Origin of the sequence: Pseudomonas sp. GM33 (assembly GCF_000282295.1) — a bacterium.
In the GTDB taxonomy this organism is placed as follows: Bacteria; Pseudomonadota; Gammaproteobacteria; order Pseudomonadales; family Pseudomonadaceae; genus Aquipseudomonas; species Aquipseudomonas laurylsulfatiphila.
Genome location: NZ_AKJO01000077.1, coordinates 1 through 20544 on the forward strand (window position 1 = coordinate 1; position 20544 = coordinate 20544).

General features: G+C 60.4%; 15 protein-coding genes. 5 read left to right on the top strand and 10 right to left on the bottom strand.

Annotated features, from left to right (window positions below; genetic code table 11):
• Positions 1–183: 183 nt before the first annotated feature.
• Positions 184–1647 carry a glyceraldehyde-3-phosphate dehydrogenase gene (locus PMI26_RS16970; RefSeq protein WP_007974029.1) on the bottom strand — a complete coding sequence of 488 codons (1464 nt, stop codon included), beginning with the start codon at positions 1645–1647 and terminating at the stop codon, positions 184–186.
• A 363-nt stretch (positions 1648–2010) separates the two neighbouring features.
• Between PMI26_RS16970 and mfd the strand changes: the two genes are divergently transcribed.
• The 3 genes from mfd to PMI26_RS16955 are packed head-to-tail and all read left to right on the top strand — an operon-like array spanning position 2011 to position 8749.
• On the top strand, positions 2011–5460 hold the full coding sequence (gene mfd / locus PMI26_RS16965; RefSeq protein ID WP_007974032.1) for a transcription-repair coupling factor: 3450 nt from the start codon (positions 2011–2013) through the stop codon (positions 5458–5460).
• Positions 5461–5470: 10 nt separating this feature from the next.
• Positions 5471–6049 carry a CsiV family protein gene (locus PMI26_RS16960; protein WP_007974034.1) on the top strand — a complete coding sequence of 193 codons (579 nt, stop codon included), beginning with the start codon at positions 5471–5473 and terminating at the stop codon, positions 6047–6049.
• Between the two features lie 6 nt (positions 6050–6055).
• Positions 6056–8749 carry a DEAD/DEAH box helicase gene (locus PMI26_RS16955; protein ID WP_007974036.1) on the top strand — a complete coding sequence of 898 codons (2694 nt, stop codon included), beginning with the start codon at positions 6056–6058 and terminating at the stop codon, positions 8747–8749.
• 140 nt (positions 8750–8889) lie between these two features.
• Here PMI26_RS16955 and PMI26_RS16950 read toward each other — a convergent pair whose 3' ends face one another.
• The 3 genes from PMI26_RS16950 to PMI26_RS16940 form a co-directional block, all read right to left on the bottom strand.
• Complete coding sequence (locus PMI26_RS16950) at positions 8890–9627, bottom strand: S-methyl-5'-thioinosine phosphorylase (RefSeq protein WP_007974037.1); 738 nt, start codon at positions 9625–9627, stop codon at positions 8890–8892.
• A gap of 12 nt (positions 9628–9639) precedes the next feature.
• Positions 9640–10650: a beta-N-acetylhexosaminidase gene (gene nagZ, locus PMI26_RS16945; protein WP_007974039.1), complete on the bottom strand. Its 1011-nt coding sequence runs from the start codon at positions 10648–10650 to the stop codon at positions 9640–9642.
• 158 nt (positions 10651–10808) lie between these two features.
• The gene (locus PMI26_RS16940; protein WP_007974041.1) at positions 10809–11516 is read right to left on the bottom strand and encodes a TetR/AcrR family transcriptional regulator; all 708 of its coding nucleotides are present in this window, start codon (positions 11514–11516) and stop codon (positions 10809–10811) included.
• A 229-nt stretch (positions 11517–11745) separates the two neighbouring features.
• Between PMI26_RS16940 and lexA the strand changes: the two genes are divergently transcribed.
• Positions 11746–12354, top strand: coding sequence for a transcriptional repressor LexA (lexA, locus tag PMI26_RS16935; RefSeq protein WP_007974043.1), 609 nt, complete (start codon positions 11746–11748; stop codon positions 12352–12354).
• A 10-nt stretch (positions 12355–12364) separates the two neighbouring features.
• Positions 12365–12841: an SOS-induced cell division inhibitor SulA gene (gene sulA, locus PMI26_RS16930; protein WP_007974046.1), complete on the top strand. Its 477-nt coding sequence runs from the start codon at positions 12365–12367 to the stop codon at positions 12839–12841.
• A 93-nt stretch (positions 12842–12934) separates the two neighbouring features.
• On the opposite strand, the gene PMI26_RS16925 is transcribed toward sulA, so the two are convergent.
• The 6 genes from PMI26_RS16925 to fadB all read right to left on the bottom strand — a co-directional run bounded on the left by PMI26_RS16925 (position 12935) and on the right by fadB (position 20507).
• Positions 12935–13168 carry a hypothetical protein gene (locus PMI26_RS16925; RefSeq protein WP_007974047.1) on the bottom strand — a complete coding sequence of 78 codons (234 nt, stop codon included), beginning with the start codon at positions 13166–13168 and terminating at the stop codon, positions 12935–12937.
• A 94-nt stretch (positions 13169–13262) separates the two neighbouring features.
• Positions 13263–13787, bottom strand: a complete 525-nt coding sequence (locus tag PMI26_RS16920; protein WP_007974048.1) for a DUF6586 family protein — start codon at positions 13785–13787, stop codon at positions 13263–13265.
• A 289-nt stretch (positions 13788–14076) separates the two neighbouring features.
• Positions 14077–16704 carry a type I DNA topoisomerase gene (gene topA / locus PMI26_RS16915; protein WP_007974049.1) on the bottom strand — a complete coding sequence of 876 codons (2628 nt, stop codon included), beginning with the start codon at positions 16702–16704 and terminating at the stop codon, positions 14077–14079.
• Between the two features lie 114 nt (positions 16705–16818).
• Positions 16819–17055, bottom strand: a complete 237-nt coding sequence (locus PMI26_RS16910) for a DUF1653 domain-containing protein (RefSeq protein WP_007974050.1) — start codon at positions 17053–17055, stop codon at positions 16819–16821.
• A gap of 99 nt (positions 17056–17154) precedes the next feature.
• Complete coding sequence (fadA, locus tag PMI26_RS16905; RefSeq protein ID WP_007974051.1) at positions 17155–18330, bottom strand: acetyl-CoA C-acyltransferase FadA; 1176 nt, start codon at positions 18328–18330, stop codon at positions 17155–17157.
• Between the two features lie 29 nt (positions 18331–18359).
• On the bottom strand, positions 18360–20507 hold the full coding sequence (gene fadB / locus PMI26_RS16900) for a fatty acid oxidation complex subunit alpha FadB (protein ID WP_007974052.1): 2148 nt from the start codon (positions 20505–20507) through the stop codon (positions 18360–18362).
• Positions 20508–20544 lie beyond the last annotated feature (37 nt).

Below are 20544 nucleotides of genomic sequence, written 5' to 3' on the forward strand. Positions count from 1 at the left end.
CGCGAGCAAGCCCGCTCCCACAATTTTGATCTTCAGTGACCGCCAATCCCACGGCCGGCCACAATCCCTGTGGGAGCGGGCTTGCCCGCGAAGAGGCCAGCACAGGCAACATATCCCTACTGACAACCCCACAAACAAAAACGCCCCGACCAAAGTCGGGGCGTTTTCATGTGCGGCTAAGGCTTAGCGCGGGAATGCTGGCGGGTTTACACCGGCCATGTCTTCCATCACGCGAACCACCTGGCAGCTGTAACCGAACTCGTTGTCGTACCAGACGTACAGAACAACGCGGTTATCCTGGGTGATGGTCGCTTCAGCGTCCACTACGCCTGCGTGGCGCGAGCCAACGAAGTCGGTGGAAACCACTTCCTGGGAGCTCACGTAGTCGATCTGCTTGTGCAGGTCCGAGTGCATGGCCATCTGGCGCAGGTACTCGTTGATCTCTTCGCGAGTGGTGGCCTTTTCCAGGTTCAGGTTCAGGATGGCCATCGACACGTTTGGCGTAGGAACGCGAATCGCGTTGCCGGTCAGCTTGCCCTTGAGCACTGGCAGCGCCTTGGCGGCTGCGGTGGCGGCACCGGTCTCGGTGATGACCATGTTCAGCGGCGCGGCGCGGCCACGACGGCTGCCCTTGTGGAAGTTGTCGATCAGGTTCTGGTCGTTGGTGAACGAGTGAACGGTTTCGACGTGGCCGTTGACGATGCCGTACTTGTCGTTGACTGCCTTGAGCACCGGCACGATGGCGTTGGTGGTGCAGGAAGCCGCCGAGATGATCTTGTCGTCAGGGGTGATGTCGCCGTGGTTGATGCCGTGCACGATGTTCTTCAGCGCGCCCTTGCCAGGTGCGGTGAGGATCACGCGGGCAGCGCCCGGGCAGGCCAGGTGCTGGCCCAGGCCGTCGGCGTCACGCCATACACCGGTGTTGTCGACGATCAGAGCGTTTTCGATGCCGTACTGGGTGTAGTCGACTTCGGCCGGGCTCTTGGCGTAGATAACCTGGATCAGGTTGCCGTTGGCGGTGATGGTGTTGTTGGCTTCATCAATGGTGATGGTGCCATCGAACGGACCATGTACCGAGTCACGACGCAGCAGGCTGGCGCGCTTGACCAGGTCGTTCTCGGCGCCCTTGCGGACAACGATGGCACGCAGGCGCAGGCCGTCGCCGCCACCGGTTTTCTCGATCAGGATGCGCGCCAGCAGACGGCCGATACGACCGAAGCCGTAGAGGACTACGTCGGTGCCTTTGCGGGCCGATGCGTTTTGCTGGCCAACCACGTCGGCCAGTTCTTCACGGACGAACTGCTCGGCAGTACGGCCATTGCCTTCGGCCTTGAACTTGGCCGCCAGCTTGCCCAGGTCCACCGAAGCGGCGCCGAGCTTGAGTTCGCTCATCGCCTTGATCAGCGGGAATGTTTCGTGGACGGACAGCTCGCTTTCGTCGGACTGACGGTGACGAGCAAAGCGGTGAGCTTTGAGAATCGCAATGACTGAACGATTGATCAGGCTGCGGCCATAGATCGAGCTCACCACGTTGTTATTGCGGTAGAGCTGACCGATAAGCGGAATCATCGCTTCTGCGAGTGCTTCACGGTCGATCCATTCACCAAGACACTGGTCGGGCTTCTGAGTCACGGGAACCTTCCACATGTAGGGGCAGAAAAAAGGGGCTACATTATGCCGCCGAGTGACAGCGGTAGCAATGCGCGCCCGTCGTGCTTTACGTAACAATTCGTCGTTCAAAAAAATTGCGCCTCGCGCAAACCCAATAAAACCGGGGCTTTCAGCGCAGTCAACTTTTTGGAGGTCGCGCTACCTTATCCGTAACCCTCCGTAACACTCGTTGTATTTGCCACTACATATTCAATAATTTCGGGTAAAAAACCCGCGAATTTTGTCTTTACCACTACATTTCGCCAAACCCGTGCTTTAGACACAGTCAGCAACTGACAGGCGGCATCCTAGACCGCTACAATTACCGACTTTGTCGCAACGCTTGGAGCTCAACCTTCCGTGCCCGTTCTGCGTCTACCGCTTCTCCCTGCCGCGGCAGGTAAACAGCACTGGGGCAACCTGCCCGGTGCAGCCCTCAGCCTGGCCATCGCCGAGGCCGCCAGCGCTGCCAAGCGCTTTACCCTGCTGCTGACCGCCGACAGCCAAAGTGCCGAACGGCTGGAACAGGAGCTGGGTTTCTTCGCCCCGGATTTGCCCGTACTGCACTTTCCCGACTGGGAAACCCTGCCCTACGACCTGTTCTCGCCGCACCAGGACATCATTTCCCAGCGCATCGCCAGCCTGTACCGGTTGCCGGAACTGAGCCATGGCGTACTGGTGGTGCCGATCACCACCGCCCTGCATCGCCTGGCACCGACCAAATTCCTGCTCGGCAGCAGCCTGGTGCTGGACATCGGCCAGAAACTCGACGTCGAGCAGATGCGCACCCGGCTTGAAGCCACGGGTTATCGCTACGTCGATACGGTGTATGAACACGGCGAGTTCACGGTTCGCGGCTCGTTGATCGATCTGTTCCCGATGGGCAGCAAGCTGCCGTATCGCATCGACCTGTTCGACGACGAAATCGAAACCCTGCGCACCTTCGACCCGGAGAACCAGCGTTCGATCGACAAAGTCGACTCGGTCAAGCTGTTGCCGGCCAAGGAGTTCCCGCTACAGAAAGAAGCGGTCACCCGTTTCAAGGCGCGCTTCCGTGAGCGTTTTGACGTCGACTTCCGCCGCTGCCCGATCTTCCAGGACCTGAGCAGCGGGATTACCCCGGCCGGCATCGAGTACTACCTGCCGCTGTTCTTCGAAGAAACCTCGACGCTGTTCGATTACCTGCCCCAGGACACGCAAGTGTTTTCCCTGCCGGGCATCGAGCAAGCCGCGGAAAACTTCTGGAACGACGTGCGCAATCGCTATGAAGAACGCCGCGTCGACCCGTCCCGTCCTTTATTGCCGCCGGACGAACTGTTCCTGCCGGTAGAGGATTGCTTTGCCCGCCTGAAAAGCTGGCCACGGGTGGTCGCCAGCCAACAGGACGTGGAGCCCGGCGTCGGCCGCGAACGCTTCCCCGCGCGGGAACTGCCGAACCTGGCCATCGAAGCCAAGGCCACCCAGCCGCTGGCGGCGCTGGCCGGTTTCCTCGACGAGTTTCCCGGTCGCGTGCTGTTTACCGCCGAATCCGCAGGCCGTCGCGAAGTGCTGCTGGAACTGCTGGAACGCCTGAAGCTGCGACCGAAAACCGTCGACAGCTGGCCGGATTTCGTCGCCGGCAAAGACCGCCTGGCGATCACTATCGCGCCGCTGGATGAAGGTCTGGTGCTGGACGATCCAGCCCTGGCCCTGGTTGCCGAAAGCCCGTTGTTCGGTCAGCGCGTGATGCAGCGCCGTCGCCGCGAAAAGCGCGCCGATGCCAACAACGACGCCGTCATCAAGAACCTCACCGAGCTGCGCGAAGGGGCGCCGGTGGTGCACATCGACCACGGTGTCGGCCGTTACCTGGGCCTGGCAACCCTGGAAATCGACAACCAGACCGCCGAATTCCTTGCCCTGGAATATGCCGAAGGCGCCAAGCTTTACGTGCCGGTGGCCAACCTGCACCTGATCGCCCGCTACACCGGCAGCGATGACGCCCTGGCCCCGCTGCACCGCCTCGGTTCCGAGACCTGGCAGAAAGCCAAGCGCAAAGCCGCCGAACAGGTGCGCGACGTGGCCGCCGAGTTGCTCGACATCTATGCACGCCGCGCCGCCCGCGAAGGCTACGCTTTCGCCGATCCGAAAGCCGACTACGCCACCTTCAGCGCCGGTTTCCCGTTCGAAGAAACCCCGGACCAGCAAACCACCATCGAGGCGGTGCGCGAAGACATGCTCGCGCCCAAGCCGATGGATCGCCTGGTGTGCGGCGACGTCGGCTTCGGCAAGACCGAAGTGGCGATGCGCGCCGCGTTCATTGCGGTGCACGGTGGTCGCCAGGTGGCGATCCTGGTACCGACCACCCTGCTCGCCCAACAGCACTACAACAGCTTCCGCGACCGCTTCGCCGACTGGCCGGTGACCGTGGAAGTGATGAGCCGCTTCAAGTCGGCCAAGGAAGTGAATGCCGCCGTCGCCGATCTGGCCGAAGGCAAGATCGACATCGTCATCGGCACGCACAAGCTGCTGCAGGACGATGTGAAGATCAAAAACCTCGGCCTGGTAATCATCGACGAGGAACACCGTTTCGGCGTGCGCCAGAAAGAACAGCTCAAGGCCCTGCGCAGCGAAGTCGACATCCTGACCCTGACCGCCACGCCGATTCCGCGCACGCTGAACATGGCGGTGTCGGGCATGCGCGACCTGTCGATCATCGCCACCCCGCCAGCCCGCCGCCTGTCGGTACGCACCTTCGTCATGGAGCAGAACAAGAGCACGGTCAAAGAGGCCTTGCTGCGTGAGTTGCTGCGTGGCGGCCAGGTCTATTACCTGCACAACGACGTGAAGACCATCGAGAAATGCGCCGCCGACCTCGCCGAACTGGTACCGGAAGCACGGATCGGCATCGGTCACGGGCAGATGCGCGAACGCGAACTCGAACAGGTGATGAGCGACTTCTACCACAAGCGCTTCAACGTGCTGATCGCCTCGACCATCATCGAGACCGGCATCGACGTGCCGAGCGCCAACACCATCATCATCGAGCGTGCCGACAAGTTCGGCCTGGCCCAGTTGCACCAGCTGCGCGGCCGGGTCGGACGCAGCCACCACCAGGCCTATGCCTACCTGCTGACGCCACCACGCCAGCAAATCACGCCGGACGCGGAAAAGCGCCTGGAAGCGATCGCCAACACCCAGGACCTCGGCGCGGGTTTTGTGCTCGCCACCAACGACCTGGAAATCCGTGGTGCCGGCGAACTGCTCGGTGACGGTCAGAGCGGGCAGATCCAGGCAGTCGGCTTTACGCTGTACATGGAAATGCTCGAGCGCGCGGTGAAGTCGATCCGCAAGGGCGAGCAGCCGAACCTCGATCAACCGCTCGGCGGTGGCCCTGAAGTCAACCTGCGGGTACCGGCGCTGATTCCGGAAGACTACCTGCCGGATGTCCACGCCCGTCTGATTCTCTACAAGCGCATTGCCTCGGCCACTGATGAGGACGGCCTCAAGGATTTGCAGGTGGAGATGATCGATCGTTTCGGCCTGTTGCCGGAACCGACCAAGAACCTGATCCGCATCACTGCATTGAAGCTGCAGGCCGAGCAACTGGGCATCAAGAAAGTCGATGGCGGCCCGCAAGGCGGTCGTGTCGAGTTCGCTGCGCAGACGCCGGTCGACCCATTGACCCTGATCAAGCTGATCCAGAGCCAGCCAAAACGTTACAAATTCGAAGGGGCCACGATGTTCAAGTTCATGGTTCCGATGGAGCGCCCGGAAGAGCGCTTTAATACTGTAGAGGCGCTGTTCGAGCGCCTCGTTCCGAAAACTGCTTGAAGGACGCCGCATGCGCCTGTTTCGCTCACTGACCTTGCTGACCCTTTTGATGCCAGCGCTGGTCGCCCCCACGGCCTTTGCCGATGACCTGTATCAGGTCGAAATGATTCTGGTCCGGCAAAACGCCGTTCCGGCGATTGTCAGCCGTGCCGCACCGGAAGACTGGGCCGCTGGCGCCCAACCCGTCAGCCCCGACAGCCTGCGTACGCCAAGCCTCAATGGCGAGGTGGAAAAGCTCACCAGCAGCGCCGACTACACGGTGTTGCTGCACAAGGCCTGGCAACAGACGCTCGGCGAAAACGCCAGCAAAGTGGCGATCAGCGACGGTAAGGAACAATATGGTCAGTTCCCGATCGAGGGCACGCTAAGCATGAAACTGGGACGCTTTACCGACGTCGACGCCGACTTCTGGGTCAATCAGATCGATGCCAATGGCATGGTGACAGCCAGCGAGCGCTTGAAACAGGAAAGCCACACCAAGAACGGCCAGTTGAACTTCCTCGACAACGGCCACCTCGGCCTGCTGATCAAAATCACTTCGCTGACCGCCCCCGCACCCCGAGCAGCTCCCGAAGAAATTCCGGACTGATTCCCTATGTCCGCGACCCTGAGCAAACCCCTGGCACCATCCTGGGTCAGTCGATTCAAGGAACAGAGCCTGGAGCGTGGTCGCCGTTACGCGCTGGAGAATCGAGTCAGGATTGTCGAGGCCGGCGACGCAACCATCGTCGCCGCGTGCGAAGGCTCGGGCGGTAACGTTTACCGTCAGACCATTCGCCTGCGCGAGTCAGCCAAAGGCACGCTGCTGATGGTCGACGCCATCTGCTCCTGCCCGGTCCACAGCAACTGCAAACATTGCGCAGCGGTGCTCCTGCAAGTGCAGGAAACCCTCGACTACCCCGCTGCCGCCAAAGACGCCGAACTCTTGGAAAAACTCCAGGCCGTCCTGGAAAACCGCAGCCCGAAAGCCCCGCCGCAAGTGCTGGTGGACAATGTGCAACCGGTACCGCGTCTGTGGCTGGCCAGCATCGAGTTCAGCGCCTTCGAACCGCGCAACGGCCGAATGCAGCGTTACATCCAGCATCGTGCGGCGCTGTCTTTCAGCTATCTGGACGAGTACGTCTCCGGACAGAAAAACACCGACATCCTGATTCGCCAGGAAACCCAGACGCTGCGGATAAAACGCCACCCGGACGTGGAACAGTCCTACCGGGAACAGCTGCGAATCCTCGGCTTCAAAGTCGCCACCCGGCAAAGCAAGGCCTTGCCGGAAAGCGCTGGCGAGCTGTTCGAAATGGTCAATGACAGCGCCTGGCTGACCTTTACCCTCAATGAACTGCCGAAGTTGCGCACCCAAGGCTGGGAATTGCAGATCGACGAGGACTTCGGGTTCGACCTGACAGCGGTAGACGACTGGTACGCCACGGTCGAACAGGCTCCGGAGCGAGACTGGTTCGACCTCGAACTGGGGATCATCGTCAACGGCGAGCGCCTGAGCCTGTTGCCGATCCTGCTCAACCTGATGCGCTCCCACACCGAAATCCTCAACCCGGAGCGCCTTGCCCGACGCCGCGACGACGAGTTGATCCTGGTCAACATCCCCCATCGCCCGAACTCCGAGCACGGCCCACTGCAAGTCGCCCTGCCCTTCGGCCGCCTGAAACCGGTGCTGGCCACCCTCGGCGAGTTCTACCTGCAGGAACCCGGCGACACCACGCTGCGCCTGAGCAAGGCCGATGCCACGCGCCTGAACCCGCTGGAAGACATGCCACTGCTCTGGGAGGGTGGCGAACAGATCCGCACCTTTGCCCAGCGCCTGCGTGACATCAAGGACCACACGGCCGTCGCCCCGGAAGGTTTGAATGCGACGCTGCGCCCGTATCAGCTTGAGGGCTTGAGCTGGATGCAATCACTGCGGCAGCTGGAAGTGGGTGGCATTCTCGCGGACGACATGGGCCTGGGCAAAACCCTGCAGACACTGGCGCACGTGCTGAGCGAGAAAAACGCCGGCCGTCTCGATCGGCCGTGCATGGTGGTGATGCCGACCAGCCTGATTCCCAACTGGCTCGACGAAGCAGCGCACTTTACGCCGCAGCTCAAGGTACTGGCGCTGTACGGCGCCAGCCGCAAAAAACACTTCGACAAGCTGGCTGACTACGACCTGATCCTGACCACCTATGCGCTGCTGCCCAAGGATGTCGAGCGCCTGGCGGCGCAGCCCTTGCACATACTGGTGCTGGATGAGGCGCAGTACATCAAGAATCCGACCAGCAAGGCCGCCCAGGCTGCCCGCGAGCTCAATGCCCGGCAGCGCCTGTGCCTGAGCGGCACACCGCTGGAAAACCACCTCGGCGAACTCTGGTCACTGTTTCACTTCCTCTTGCCCGGCTGGCTCGGCGACGTCAAAAGCTTCAACCGCGATTACCGCGTGCCGATCGAAAAACGCACCAGCGAGGTCAGGCTTCAGCACCTCAACGGCCGGATCAAGCCCTTCCTGCTGCGCCGCACCAAGGAACAGGTGGCCACCGAGTTGCCGCCGAAAACCGAGATCATCCATTGGGTCGAACTCAACGAGGCCCAGCGTGACGTTTACGAAACCATGCGCCTGGCCATGGACAAGAAAGTCCGCGACGAGATCACCCGCAAAGGCGTGGCCCGCAGCCAGATCATCATTCTTGAAGCGCTGCTGAAACTGCGCCAGGTGTGCTGCGATTTGCGCCTGGTCAACGAGGCGACCCTGCCAAGCCGTGGCAGCACCTCGGGCAAACTCGACAGCCTGATGGAAATGCTCGAGGAATTGTTCGAGGAGGGTCGGCGGATCCTGCTGTTCTCGCAGTTCACTTCAATGTTGTCGCTGATTGAAGATGAGCTGAACAAGCGTGGAATCGCCTACGCCCTGCTGACCGGCCAGACCCGCGACCGCCGCACACCGGTGAAGGAATTCCAGAGCGGCAAGCGTCAGATATTTCTGATCAGCCTGAAGGCTGGCGGCGTTGGCCTGAACCTGACCGAAGCGGACACGGTGATTCACTACGACCCGTGGTGGAACCCGGCGACGGAAAACCAGGCGACCGACCGGGCGTATCGCATTGGTCAGGAGAAGCCCGTGTTCGTTTACAAACTGATTGCGCGCGGCACGGTGGAAGAAAAGATCCAGCACCTGCAGAAGGAAAAATCCGACCTCGCGGCCGGCGTGCTGGATGGGCGCAAGGCCGGGGACTGGAAACTGCAGAACGACGATATCGAGGCGCTGTTTGCGCCGTTGCCGGAAAATCTCGGAAAGCGCTGAGATGTGCGGCGCTTATTCGTCCGCTATCGCGAGCAAGCTCGCTCCCACAGGTTCGGTGGCGTTCGTAGAATTTGCGTTCGACGCGGTCACTGTGGGAGCGAGCTTGCTCGCGATGAAGTCAACTCGATATCAAGCGGAGCTCAGCCCTTGAGCACCCGCGCCAGCGTCGATTTCACCTTGCCCATGCCGTCATGCAACGCCTGCTCGATCTCGGCCATGGTAATCACCGCCGTCGACTTACCCGCCGCCGGGTTCACCACCAGTGCCAGACAGGCGTAATCCAGTTCCAGCTCGCGGGCCAGGGCCGCTTCCGGCATACCGGTCATGCCGACGATGTCGCAGCCATCGCGCTCCAGCCGGGCGATTTCAGCCACCGTCTCCAGGCGCGGCCCCTGAGTGCAGGCATAAACGCCATGACTGCTGTAGCCCACACCCTCCGCCGCCAGCGCCGCGATCAATTGCTGGCGCAACGGCTCGCTATAGGGGTAGCTGAAGTCGATATGGGTGACATGCTCCAGATCATCGGCAAAGTAGGTGTGCTCGCGACCGCTGGTGTAGTCGATCAACTGATGCGGCACGCAAAAGTGCCCGGTGCCCATGGCAGCATGGATGCCGCCCACGGCGTTGACCGCCAGAATGGCTTCGGCACCGGCCTGTTTCAACGCCCAGAGATTGGCGCGATAGTTGACCTGATGCGGCGGGAAACGATGGGGATGGCCGTGACGCGCGAGGAACAGCACTTCCTTGCCAGCATACTCGCCGATCTGAACGTCGGCCGAAGGTGCGCCATAAGGCGTGTCCACTGCCAGTGACTGGCGAATGCTCAGGCCTTCGAGTTGAGTCAGGCCGGTGCCACCGATAATCGCGTAAACCGTCATAACGAACAGTCCTTAATCAATCAATTGAGCTTCTTTGAGCGCGCCGACAGCGGCCAGCCAGCGCGGGTCTTGACGGTATTCGGTGCTGGCGAACGACTGGCCGCGCATCCGCGCAATGCGCTCGGAAGGCTTGACCTTCAGACGCTGGGCAGCACTCAAAGCGAGCTCGGCGGCTGCACGATCGTTGCACACCAGCCCCATGTCGCAACCGGCCGTCAGAGCCGCTTCGATACGGCTGGCGGCATCGCCGACCACGTGAGCACCTGCCATGGACAGGTCGTCACTGAAGATCACGCCATCGAACTGCAATTCGCCGCGCAGGATGTCCTGCAACCAGCGGCGGGAGAAGCCTGCGGGTTGGGAATCGACCTGTGGATAAATAACGTGGGCCGGCATGACCGCGGCCAGTTGCTTGCTCAGCCTGGCAAACGGCACCAGGTCGTTGGCGCGGATCTCGTCGAGACTGCGCTCATCATTCGGGATCGCGACGTGGGAATCGGCTTCGGCCCAGCCATGGCCAGGGAAATGCTTGCCGGTAGCGGCCATCCCGGCGCTGTTCATCCCGCGGATGAATGCACCCGCGAGCAATGCAGCGCGCTCGGGATCACCTTCGAACGAACGGGTGCCGACAACGGCGCTGCGCTGGTAATCGAGGTCGAGCACCGGGGCGAAACTCAGGTCCAGGCCAACGGCCAGCACTTCAGTCGCCATGATCCAGCCGCACTGCTCGGCCAGGTATTCGGCGTTCGGATTGTCGGCAATGGCGCGCATGGCGGGCAGGCGCACGAAACCCTGGCGCAGGCGCTGCACGCGGCCGCCCTCTTGATCCACCGCCAACAGCAGATCGGGGCGAATGGCGCGAATCGCTGCACTCAGCTCGCGCACCTGACGCGGATGCTCGATGTTACGGGCAAAGATGATCAGGCCACCCACTTCGGGCTGGCGCAACAATTGGCGATCTTCAGCCGTCAGCCAGGTACCGGCGACGTCCACCATCAACGAGCCTTGCAAGCCAGCAGTCATAAAAATTCCTTGATAACAGAAAACCCGGCCCACACGCATTCGCCGCCAGGGGCAAGGCCTGGCAGATTGGCGAGTTCGATGGGAAACGGGTTCAGAACGAGAGTCGGCATGGGCGGCTAGCTTAGCGGATGTCAGCTGCCGCGCCCACCCGTGCGCGGTTAAACCTTGGCGGCAACCGGTGTCGATTTGCTGCGCGGACGCAACTGGGCAGTGGCCATGGCGGTATCGGTCACACCGGATTCGGCACGCATGCCGGCGGCCAGGAACGGCACCATCAGGCGCATGACCTGCTCGATCGAGGTGTTCACGCCGAAGTCGGTTTCGGCAATCGCGCGCAAGGCCTTGATACCGGACATGCTGAACGCCGCCGCACCCAGCATGAAGTGCACCCGCCAGAACAGTTCGATGGGCGGAATACGCGGCGCCGCTTCGTTGACCAGCATCATGTAGCGGCGGAACACCTTGCCGTACATGTCCTCCAGATAACGACGCAAGTGCCCCTGGCTCTGACTGAACGCCAGCCCCAGCAAACGCATGAAGATAGACAGGTCATTGCCGCTGCGCGGTTGCACCACCAGGGCCTGCTCGACGAGGATTTCCAGCAACTCTTCGAGGGTCGGCTTGATTTCAGGCTTGGCCTGACGCCGCTCCAGCTCTTTATCGAGGCTGATGCAGAACGGCCCGAGGAACCGCGAGAAAACCGCCTGGATCAACGCCTTCTTTGAACCGAAGTGATAGTTCACCGCCGCCAGGTTGACACCGGCCTTGCTGGTGATCAGGCGCAACGAGGTTTCGGCGAAACCTTTTTCCGCGAACAACTGCTCGGCTGCATCAAGAATGCGTTCAACGGTTTCCGACTGGGCCATGGCTACTCCGCCTGACAAACACTTGTTTGAAACATACGTTTCAGCCTGTGCCTTGTCAAGTCTGGCAGTTCGTTTCGGGAATGGTCGGTCAGATATTTAACCACACAACGGCGAAGCTTGAATCCACTGACTGATTGACCGTCTGGCGGCGACTGAAAAATGGAGCATTGCCAAGGCCGGCTTACTGTATATAATCCCAGTCACTGTATAAAAAAACAGAGCGATCAATATGCTAAAGCTGACGCCACGACAAGCAGAGATTCTGGCTTTCATCAAACGCTGCCTGGAAGACAACGGATACCCCCCCACCCGTGCGGAAATCGCTCAGGAGCTGGGTTTCAAGTCACCCAATGCGGCGGAAGAGCACCTCAAGGCGCTGGCCCGCAAAGGTGCCATCGAGATGACGCCTGGCGCCTCCCGTGGCATTCGCATCCCCGGCTTCGAAGCCAAGGCCGACGATTCCACCCTGCCAATCATTGGCCGGGTCGCAGCCGGCGCCCCGATTCTAGCGCAGCAACACATCGAAGAGTCCTGCAACATCAATCCTGCCTTCTTCCATCCGCGCGCCGACTACCTGCTGCGCGTCCACGGGATGAGCATGAAGGATGTCGGCATTTTCGACGGCGACCTGCTGGCTGTACACACTACCCGCGAAGCCCGGAACGGCCAGATCGTGGTTGCACGAATCGGCGACGAAGTGACCGTCAAGCGCTTCAAGCGTGACGGCAGCAAAGTCTGGCTGATCGCCGAGAACCCCGAGTTCGCTCCCATCGAAGTGAACCTTCAAGATCAGGAACTGGTGATCGAAGGCTTGAGTGTCGGCGTGATTCGCCGCTAAAGGAGGCACCATGCAGTTCCCACAGCCATCACCACAGCAAACCCAACTGCCGTTGTTCGAAGCGTTCATGGCACAGCCATTGACGCCGATCCTGAAAGACGTAGTCGAGTCCCCCTGGAGCGCCGAACCTGACGTTTTCAGCGAGCTGTCACTGCGTGGTGCAGCCGGGAACTGCCTGAGCCTTCTGGCACCGATCCTCAGGGAATTGAGCCAGGAGCAGGACGCACGCTGGCTGACACTGATCGCGCCGCCCGCCAGCCTGACCCAAGCCTGGCTGCGAGATGCCGGCCTCAACCGCGAGCGCATTCTGTTGCTGCACCCCCGAGGCACCCAAAGCGCTCAGCAACTGACCTGCGAAGCCCTGCGTCTTGGGCGCAGCCATACGGTTGTCAGCTGGCTCAACCCGCTGAGCAGCCAATCCCGGCAACAGCTGATCAGCGCCGCCCGGACCGGGGACGCTCAGAGCCTGAATATTCGTTTGGGATAACTGACAGCCGGGGCGCGAGCTTAACCGCGCGAGGCTTCTCCAGGGAGAGAGAAGCCGATGTGTAGCAACATCAGGAAAACCGACGGACGGGGATCAATGAAGAACCCGAGGCCCCTCGTCCTTGTCGAGTTCGCCTTCAACCAGGCGACCTGCCATCTGGACTCCCACGCTCAACATCGCCTTGGCGACTTCCACGTGCTGCCCTTGCAGGAACGCTTTGGCGTCCTCGGAGAAATCCAAAGTAACCAGAGAACCCTCGTCCTCGGCCCTGCGCAGCTCGATACGGCCGTCTGGTAACTCGACAATTTCTAGAAAGGACGTTGGCATAAAGGACTGTTCTCCACGAAAGGCGGGGATTATATAGGCATCGGCCAGGCTTCGCTCGGGATCTTGACCAGATGCCATCCCAAAACTGTTTCTGTCAGCACTCGTTCAAGCCTTCGCGAAAGCGGATCGCCAATCCTTTCAGATTCTGGCGCCAGCTCTCCAGCTCTTCCCGACTCAGCTCCTCTGGCTCATCCACTTCATCCAGATTGACCGCCTGAATCAGTGGCTGGGTCACGTCCCCTTTTGGCTTGTGGGGCGCGCGCGGCGGCTGAAACAACGCAGCATGGGCAGCCAACAACTTGGCCAGCCAGGTCTCCGGGTTATTGGCCAGTTCGACCAGCTCGGCCATTTCCGGAATGGCGATGGATTCCAGCACTTCGCGAGTCAGCAGCAGCTCCGCACGAGGTGCATTGGCCTGAGGCAGGCGATAGAAGCCGGCGATTTCATGACACAGGCCCAACAGCGCGCCGTACAGGTGAAACAGCGCAGATTCACGTCCGGCCTGGATCAGCGCCAGGGAATTCATCGCCCGCCCCTCTTCAGTGCGCGCCAGTGCTTCCAGCGACAAGCCGGCGAAGTAAATCTTCTGATTGGTGCGGGTATAAAGTTCGTGGGCCATGACGGCAGCCTCCACAACGAAATAATTGCTTCACGCAGGTCCTGCAGGAGCGAGCCTGCTCGCGATGGACTCGAGAGCAACGCGGGCATCCTGAAAGCCCGCGTTATCGTTGACGACCATCGCGAGCAGGCTCGCTCCTACAGGGGTCTTGCGATTCTACGCCTTCGCAGTTCCCATGCGGCCTTTTGTAGGAGCGAGCCTGCTCGCGATGGACTTGAGAGCAACGCGGGCATCCTGAAGGCCCGCGTCATCGTTGACGACCATCGCGAGCAAGCTCGCTCCTACAGTTTCAAGCCTTCGCAGCCGGGCGCTTGTCTTCAACCGTCCACTTGCCGCCGTCGTAGAACGCTTTCCAGCCAGTCGGCTTACCGTCAACTTCGGTCTGCACGTACTGTTCCTTGGTCTTGCGGCTGTAACGAATCACAGCCGGGAGGCCATCGGGATCTTTCTTCGGCGCTTCGCAGAGGAAGTGGTACTTCGGATCGATCTCATCCTTGTGCGGCACGATCTCGATAACCAGCGGAGCACGCGTCTCACGGTTTTTCGGGAACTGGCTGGCCGCCAGGAACAGGCCGGATGCACCGTCGCGCAGGATATAGGTGTCGTTGACCTTTTCGCATTTCAGCTCAGGCATCTTCACCGGGTCCATCTTCGGCGGCGCCGCATCACCGCTCTTCAGCAGTTTGCGGGTATTCTTGCAGGTCGCGTTGGTGCAACCGAAGAACTTGCCGAAACGGCCGGTCTTGAGCTGCATCTCGCTGCCGCACTTGTCGCATTCCAGGCTCGGACCTTCATAGCCCTTGATGCGATAGGTGCCCTCTTCGATTTCGTAGCCGTCGCAATCCGGGTTGTTACCGCAGATGTGCAGCTTGCGCTTCTCGTCCAGCAGGTAGGCATCCATCGCCGTGCTGCAGATCGGGCAGCGATGCTTGCCACGCAATACCAGCGACTCCGACTCACCTTCGTCGTCCGCGGCGATTTCGTCGCCCGGCACCAGGTTGACGGTGGCCTTGCAGCGTTCTTTCGGCGGCAGGCTGTAGCCCGAGCAACCGAGGAACACACCGGTCGACGCAGTACGAATCTGCATCGGACGACCGCAGGTCGTGCACGGAATGTCAGTCATCACCGGCTGGTTGGCACGCATGCCGTTTTCCGGGTTTTCGGCTACTTCGAGCTTCTTCTTGAAGTCGCCGTAGAACTCGTCAAGCACGTTTTTCCAGTCGCGTTCGCCCTGGGCCACGTCATCGAGATGCTCTTCCATGCCGGCGGTGAAACCGTAGTCCATCAGGTTCGAGAAGCTCTCGGCCAGGCGCTCGGTGACGATGTCGCCCATCTTTTCCGAGTAGAAGCGACGGTTGTGCAACGCCACGTAACCACGGTCCTGAATGGTCGAAATGATCGCTGCGTAGGTCGAAGGACGACCGATGCCGCGCTTTTCCATTTCCTTGACCAGGCTGGCTTCCGAGTAACGCGCCGGCGGCTTGGTGAAGTGCTGGGTCGGATCAAGCTTGATCAGCTTCATCGCGTCGCCCTGGGCCATGTCCGGCAGCACATCGTCGTCGCCTGGCTTGGCGATTTGCGGCATGACGCGGGTGTAACCGTCGAACTTCAGGATGCGGCCCTTGGCACGCAGCTCGAAGTCGCCAGCGCCCACAGTCACGGTCGTCGACAGGTATTGCGCCGGCAGCATCTGGCAAGCCAGGAACTGGCGCCAGATCAGCTCGTAGAGGCGTTCAGCGTCACGCTCCATGCCCGACAGCTTGCTTGGCTCGGTATTGGCGTCGGAGGGACGAATCGCTTCGTGAGCCTCTTGTGCGCCTTCCTTGCTGCTGTAGACATTCGGGGTTTCCGGCAGGTACTTCTTGCCGAACTCGCCTTCAATATAAGTACGCGCCATCGCCACGGCATCAACCGAAAGGTTGGTCGAGTCGGTACGCATGTAGGTGATGTAGCCGGCTTCGTACAGACGCTGGGCCATCATCATGGTTTTCTTCACCCCGAAGCCCAGGCGGTTGCTCGCGGCCTGCTGCAGGGTGGAGGTGATGAACGGCGCCGACGGCTTGCTGCTGGTCGGTTTGTCTTCGCGCTTGACGATGCTGTAGCTGGAAGCCTTGAGCTTCTCCAGCGCAGCCATGGCCTGGGCTTCGTTGAGCGGCTTGAAGGCTTCGCCTTTCTCGCGGGCCACGTCGAAACGCACGGTCGCGCCTTTTGCGGTGCCGAGGTCGGCGTGCACTTCCCAGTACTCTTCCGGGATGAACGCACGGATTTCACGTTCGCGCTCAACCACCAGCTTCACGGCAACCGATTGCACGCGACCGGCGGACAGACCGCGCGCGATCTTGGCCCACAGCAGCGGCGAAACCATGTAGCCCACGACGCGGTCGAGGAAGCGACGGGCCTGCTGGGCGTTGACGCGGTCGATATCCAGCTCGCCCGGCTGGGAGAAGGCTTCCTGGATTGCCTTCTTGGTGATTTCGTTGAACACCACGCGCTTGTAGCGGCTGTCGTCACCACCGATGGCTTCGCGCAGGTGCCAGGCAATGGCTTCCCCCTCGCGGTCCAAGTCGGTTGCGAGATAGATGGTGTCAGCATCTTTGGCGAGCCGGCGCAGCTCTTCGATGACTTTTTCCTTGCCCGGGAGGATCTCGTACTTGGCTTTCCAGCCATGATCCGGATCGACCCCCATGCGCGCGACCAGCTGCTTGCGCGCTTTTTCTTTAGGCGACAGTGCCGGCGCTTCACCCGCAGCAGCCTTGCCGCGCTTGGCGGCTGGCTCTTTGCTGGCGCTAGCCGAACCGCTGGTGGGCAGGTCTCGGATATGGCCGATACTCGACTTCACCACGTATTCGTTGCCCAAATACTTGTTGATGGTCTTGGCCTTAGCCGGGGATTCCACAATGACCAGCGATTTGCCCATGGATCAGAAAATTCCTGAATTCGAGAAGTGAAAGGCGATTGGCGCCTGACGCGGCACCGCTATATATAGTGGCTACAAGGTGAGGTCAAGCGCAGGGTATTGCGCGCACTCAGCTTATGGCTTGGTAAAAGGGCAGTCTTCGGCTTGCACCAAAGCAAAGCGTGGCACCTGTTCGCCGTCAACCTCGACCGACTCCAGGAACATGCTCAAGGGACGCACCCAAAAGCCGCAATCGCCATACAGGGCTTGATAGAAGACCACTTCTTCTTCGGATTCCGAATGCCGTGCAACACTGAATACACGGTACATCGGACCTTTGTAATGTTGGTAGAGCCCTGGTTGTATCGGCATGCTTTGGCCCTCACTCAAATTTTTTCAAAATAAAAACAAAATAAATCCGGAAAAACAAAAAACCGGGGCACTTGGCCCCGGCTTCCATCAACGAAACGCTTAAACGCGTTCGAAGACGGTGGAGATGCCTTGGCCGAGACCAATGCACATGGTGGCTACCCCGAAGGTACCGCCATTCTGCTTCATCACATTGAGCAAAGTGCCGGAGATACGCGCACCGGAGCAACCGAACGGGTGGCCCAGGGCGATCGCGCCGCCGTGCAGGTTAACCTTCTCGTTCATCTTGTCGAGCACTTTCAGATCTTTCAGCACTGGCAGGGCCTGTGCGGCGAAAGCTTCGTTGAGCTCGAAGAAGTCGATGTCGGAGATACCCAGACCCGCGCGCTTCAGTGCTTTTTGTGTGGCCGGTACTGGACCATAGCCCATGATTGCCGGGTCCACACCTGCCACTGCCATCGAGCGAATCACCGCCATAGGCTGGATGCCCAGGTCCTGTGCGCGCTGCGCCGACATCACGATCATGCACGAAGCACCATCGGTGATCTGCGACGAAGTACCCGCTGTCACGGTGCCGCCCTTCGGATTGAACGCCGGCTTGAGAGCCGCCAGGCTTTCCAGGGTGGTTTCCGGACGAATGGTTTCGTCGTAGTCGAAGGTTTTCAGGAAACCGTTCTCGTCGTAGCCCTGCATCGGGATGATTTCGTCTTTGAACTTGCCTTCCACGGTCGCCTTGTGGGCGAGTTGGTGGGAGCGCACGCCGAAAGCATCTTGCTGCTCGCGGGTAATGCCGTGCATTTTGCCCAGCATTTCCGCGGTCAGGCCCATCATGCCCGAGGCTTTTGCCGCGTACAGCGACATGTGCGGGTTCGGATCGACACCGTGCATCATGCTCACGTGGCCCATATGCTCGACGCCACCAACGACGAACACGTCACCGTTGCCGGTCATGATCGCTTGCGCAGCAGTGTGCAGAGCGCTCATGGACGAGCCGCACAGGCGGCTGACGGTCTGGCCTGCCGAGGTGTGCGGGATCTGGGTCATCAGCGACGCCATGCGCGCGATGTTCCAGCCCTGCTCCAGGGTCTGGTTCACACAGCCCCAGATCACGTCCTCGACTTCGCTCGGGTCGACCTTGACGTTGCGTTCCAGCAGTTTGCTGATCAGGTGCGCCGACATGTCTTCGGCGCGGGTGTTGCGGTGCATGCCGCCCTTGGAGCGGCCCATCGGAGTACGACCGAAGTCGACAATCACGACGTCTCTAGGATTCAAGCTCATAAGTTCACTCTCACTCTAGTTGGGGGCGCTTAACCGAAGAAGCTCTGGCCGTTCTTGGCCATTTCGCGCAGCTTCGCGGTCGGGTGGTACAGCGCGCCCAAATCAGCGTACTGGTCAGCCAGGGCAACGAACTCTGCCACACCGATCGAATCGATGTAACGCAGCGCACCGCCACGGAATGGAGGGAAACCAATGCCGTAGACCAGACCCATGTCGGCTTCGGCAGCGGTTTCGACGATGCCGTCTTCCAGGCAACGCACGGTTTCCAGGCACAGCGGGATCATCATCCAGTTGATGATGTCTTCGTCAGTGACTTCGCGCTGCTCGTAAACGATCGGCTTGAGCACTTCCAGTACCGACGGGTCGGCGACTTTCTTCTGCTTGCCCTTCTTGTCGGTCTCGTAGGCGTAGAAGCCCTTGCCGTTCTTCTGGCCCAGGCGCTTGGCTTCGTAGAGCACATCAACGGCCGAACGACGGTCGTCTTTCATGCGGTCCGGGAAGCCTTCAGCCATCACGTCACGGCCGTGGTGGCCGGTGTCGATGCCGACCACGTCCATCAGGTAGGCCGGGCCCATAGGCCAGCCGAATTTTTCCATGACCTTGTCGATACGGACGAAGTCCACACCGGCGCTGACCAGCTTGGCGAAACCGCCGAAGTACGGGAACAGTACGCGGTTGACCAGGAAGCCCGGGCAGTCGTTGACGACGATCGGGTTCTTGCCCATTTTCTTGGCGTAGGCAACGGTGGTGGCAACAGCCAGCTCGCTGGACTTCTCGCCACGGATCACTTCCACCAGCGGCATCATGTGCACCGGGTTGAAGAAGTGCATGCCGACGAAGTTTTCCGGACGCTTGAGGGCCTTGGCCAGCAAGGTGATGGAAATGGTCGAGGTGTTGGACGCGAGGATGGTGTCCTCTTTGACCTGGTCTTCAACTTCAGCCAGTACGGCCTGCTTGACCTTCGGGTTCTCGACGACGGCTTCCACCACCAGGTCCACGTGACCGAAATCACCGTAGGACAAAGTCGGACGAATGCCGTTGAGCACTTCAGCCATTTTCGCGGCGGTCATGCGACCTTTTTCAACGCGGCCAACCAGCAGCTTGGCGGCTTCGGCCAGCCCCTGCTCGATGCCGTGCTCGTTGATGTCCTTCATCAGGATCGGCGTGCCTTTGGAAGCCGACTGATAGGCGATACCGCCACCCATGATGCCGGCGCCCAGTACGGCGGCCTGCTTTACGTCCTTGGCAATTTCGTCGTAGGCCTTGGCCTTTTTCTTCAATTCCTGGTCGTTCAGGAACAGACCGACCAGGCTCTGCGCGGCAGAGGTCTTGGCCAGCTTGACGAAACCTGCAGCTTCAATTTCCAGGGCCTTGTCGCGACCGAAGTTCGCGGCTTTCTGGATGGTCTTGATCGCTTCAACCGGCGCCGGGTAGTTCGGGCCAGCCTGGCCTGCCACGAAACCCTTGGCGGTTTCGAAAGCCATCATTTGCTCGATGGCGTTCAGCTTCAGCTTTTCCAGCTTCGGCTGGCGCTTGGCCTTGTAGTCGAACTCGCCGGAAATGGCGCGCTTGATCAGTTCCAGCGCAGCTTCCTGCAGTTTTTCAGGAGCAACCACCGCATCGACAGCGCCAACTTTCAGCGCGTCTTCAGGACGGTTTTCCTTGCCGGCGGCAATCCACTCGATGGCATTGTCGGCACCGATCAGACGCGGCAGACGAACGGTACCGCCGAAGCCCGGGTAGATGCCCAGCTTGACTTCCGGCAGGCCGATCTTGGCCTTGGTGGACATGACGCGGTAGTCCGCCGCCAGGCACATTTCCAGACCGCCACCCAGCGCGATGCCATTGATCGCGGCAACGGTCGGAACGTTGAGGTCTTCGAAATCGCTGAAAATCTTGTTGGCTTCGAGGTTGCCAGCAACAAGCTCTGCATCCGGCAGCTTGAAGTTGTCGACAAATTCGGTGATGTCGGCGCCGACGATGAACACGTCCTTGCCACTGCTGACGATCACGCCCTTGATCGAAGCATCTGCCTTGATGGTGTCTACGGCCTGACGCAGTTCGTTCAGGGTTAGACGGTTGAACTTGTTGACGGACTCACCCTTGAGGTCGAACTTCAGTTCGACGATGCCACTTTCAAGAGCCTTAACCGTGATGGCTTTACCTTCGTAAATCATCAACTGATCTCCACGATATGGAAGCTGAACAGTACAC

Bases quoted from the DNA above. Each gene is read 5' to 3' on its own strand.
- PMI26_RS16970 (WP_007974029.1), bottom strand. From the start codon at position 1,647: ATGTGGAAGGTTCCCGTGACTCAGAAGCCCGACCAGTGTCTTGGTGAA.
- PMI26_RS16960 (WP_007974034.1), top strand. From the start codon at position 5,471: ATGCGCCTGTTTCGCTCACTGACCTTGCTGACCCTTTTGATGCCAGCG.
- PMI26_RS16955 (WP_007974036.1), top strand. From the start codon at position 6,056: ATGTCCGCGACCCTGAGCAAACCCCTGGCACCATCCTGGGTCAGTCGA.
- PMI26_RS16950 (WP_007974037.1), bottom strand. From the start codon at position 9,627: ATGACGGTTTACGCGATTATCGGTGGCACCGGCCTGACTCAACTCGAA.
- nagZ (WP_007974039.1), bottom strand. From the start codon at position 10,650: ATGACTGCTGGCTTGCAAGGCTCGTTGATGGTGGACGTCGCCGGTACC.
- PMI26_RS16940 (WP_007974041.1), bottom strand. From the start codon at position 11,516: ATGGCCCAGTCGGAAACCGTTGAACGCATTCTTGATGCAGCCGAGCAG.
- lexA (WP_007974043.1), top strand. From the start codon at position 11,746: ATGCTAAAGCTGACGCCACGACAAGCAGAGATTCTGGCTTTCATCAAA.
- sulA (WP_007974046.1), top strand. From the start codon at position 12,365: ATGCAGTTCCCACAGCCATCACCACAGCAAACCCAACTGCCGTTGTTC.
- PMI26_RS16925 (WP_007974047.1), bottom strand. From the start codon at position 13,168: ATGCCAACGTCCTTTCTAGAAATTGTCGAGTTACCAGACGGCCGTATC.
- PMI26_RS16920 (WP_007974048.1), bottom strand. From the start codon at position 13,787: ATGGCCCACGAACTTTATACCCGCACCAATCAGAAGATTTACTTCGCC.
- topA (WP_007974049.1), bottom strand. From the start codon at position 16,704: ATGGGCAAATCGCTGGTCATTGTGGAATCCCCGGCTAAGGCCAAGACC.
- PMI26_RS16910 (WP_007974050.1), bottom strand. From the start codon at position 17,055: ATGCCGATACAACCAGGGCTCTACCAACATTACAAAGGTCCGATGTAC.
- fadA (WP_007974051.1), bottom strand. From the start codon at position 18,330: ATGAGCTTGAATCCTAGAGACGTCGTGATTGTCGACTTCGGTCGTACT.
- fadB (WP_007974052.1), bottom strand. From the start codon at position 20,507: ATGATTTACGAAGGTAAAGCCATCACGGTTAAGGCTCTTGAAAGTGGC.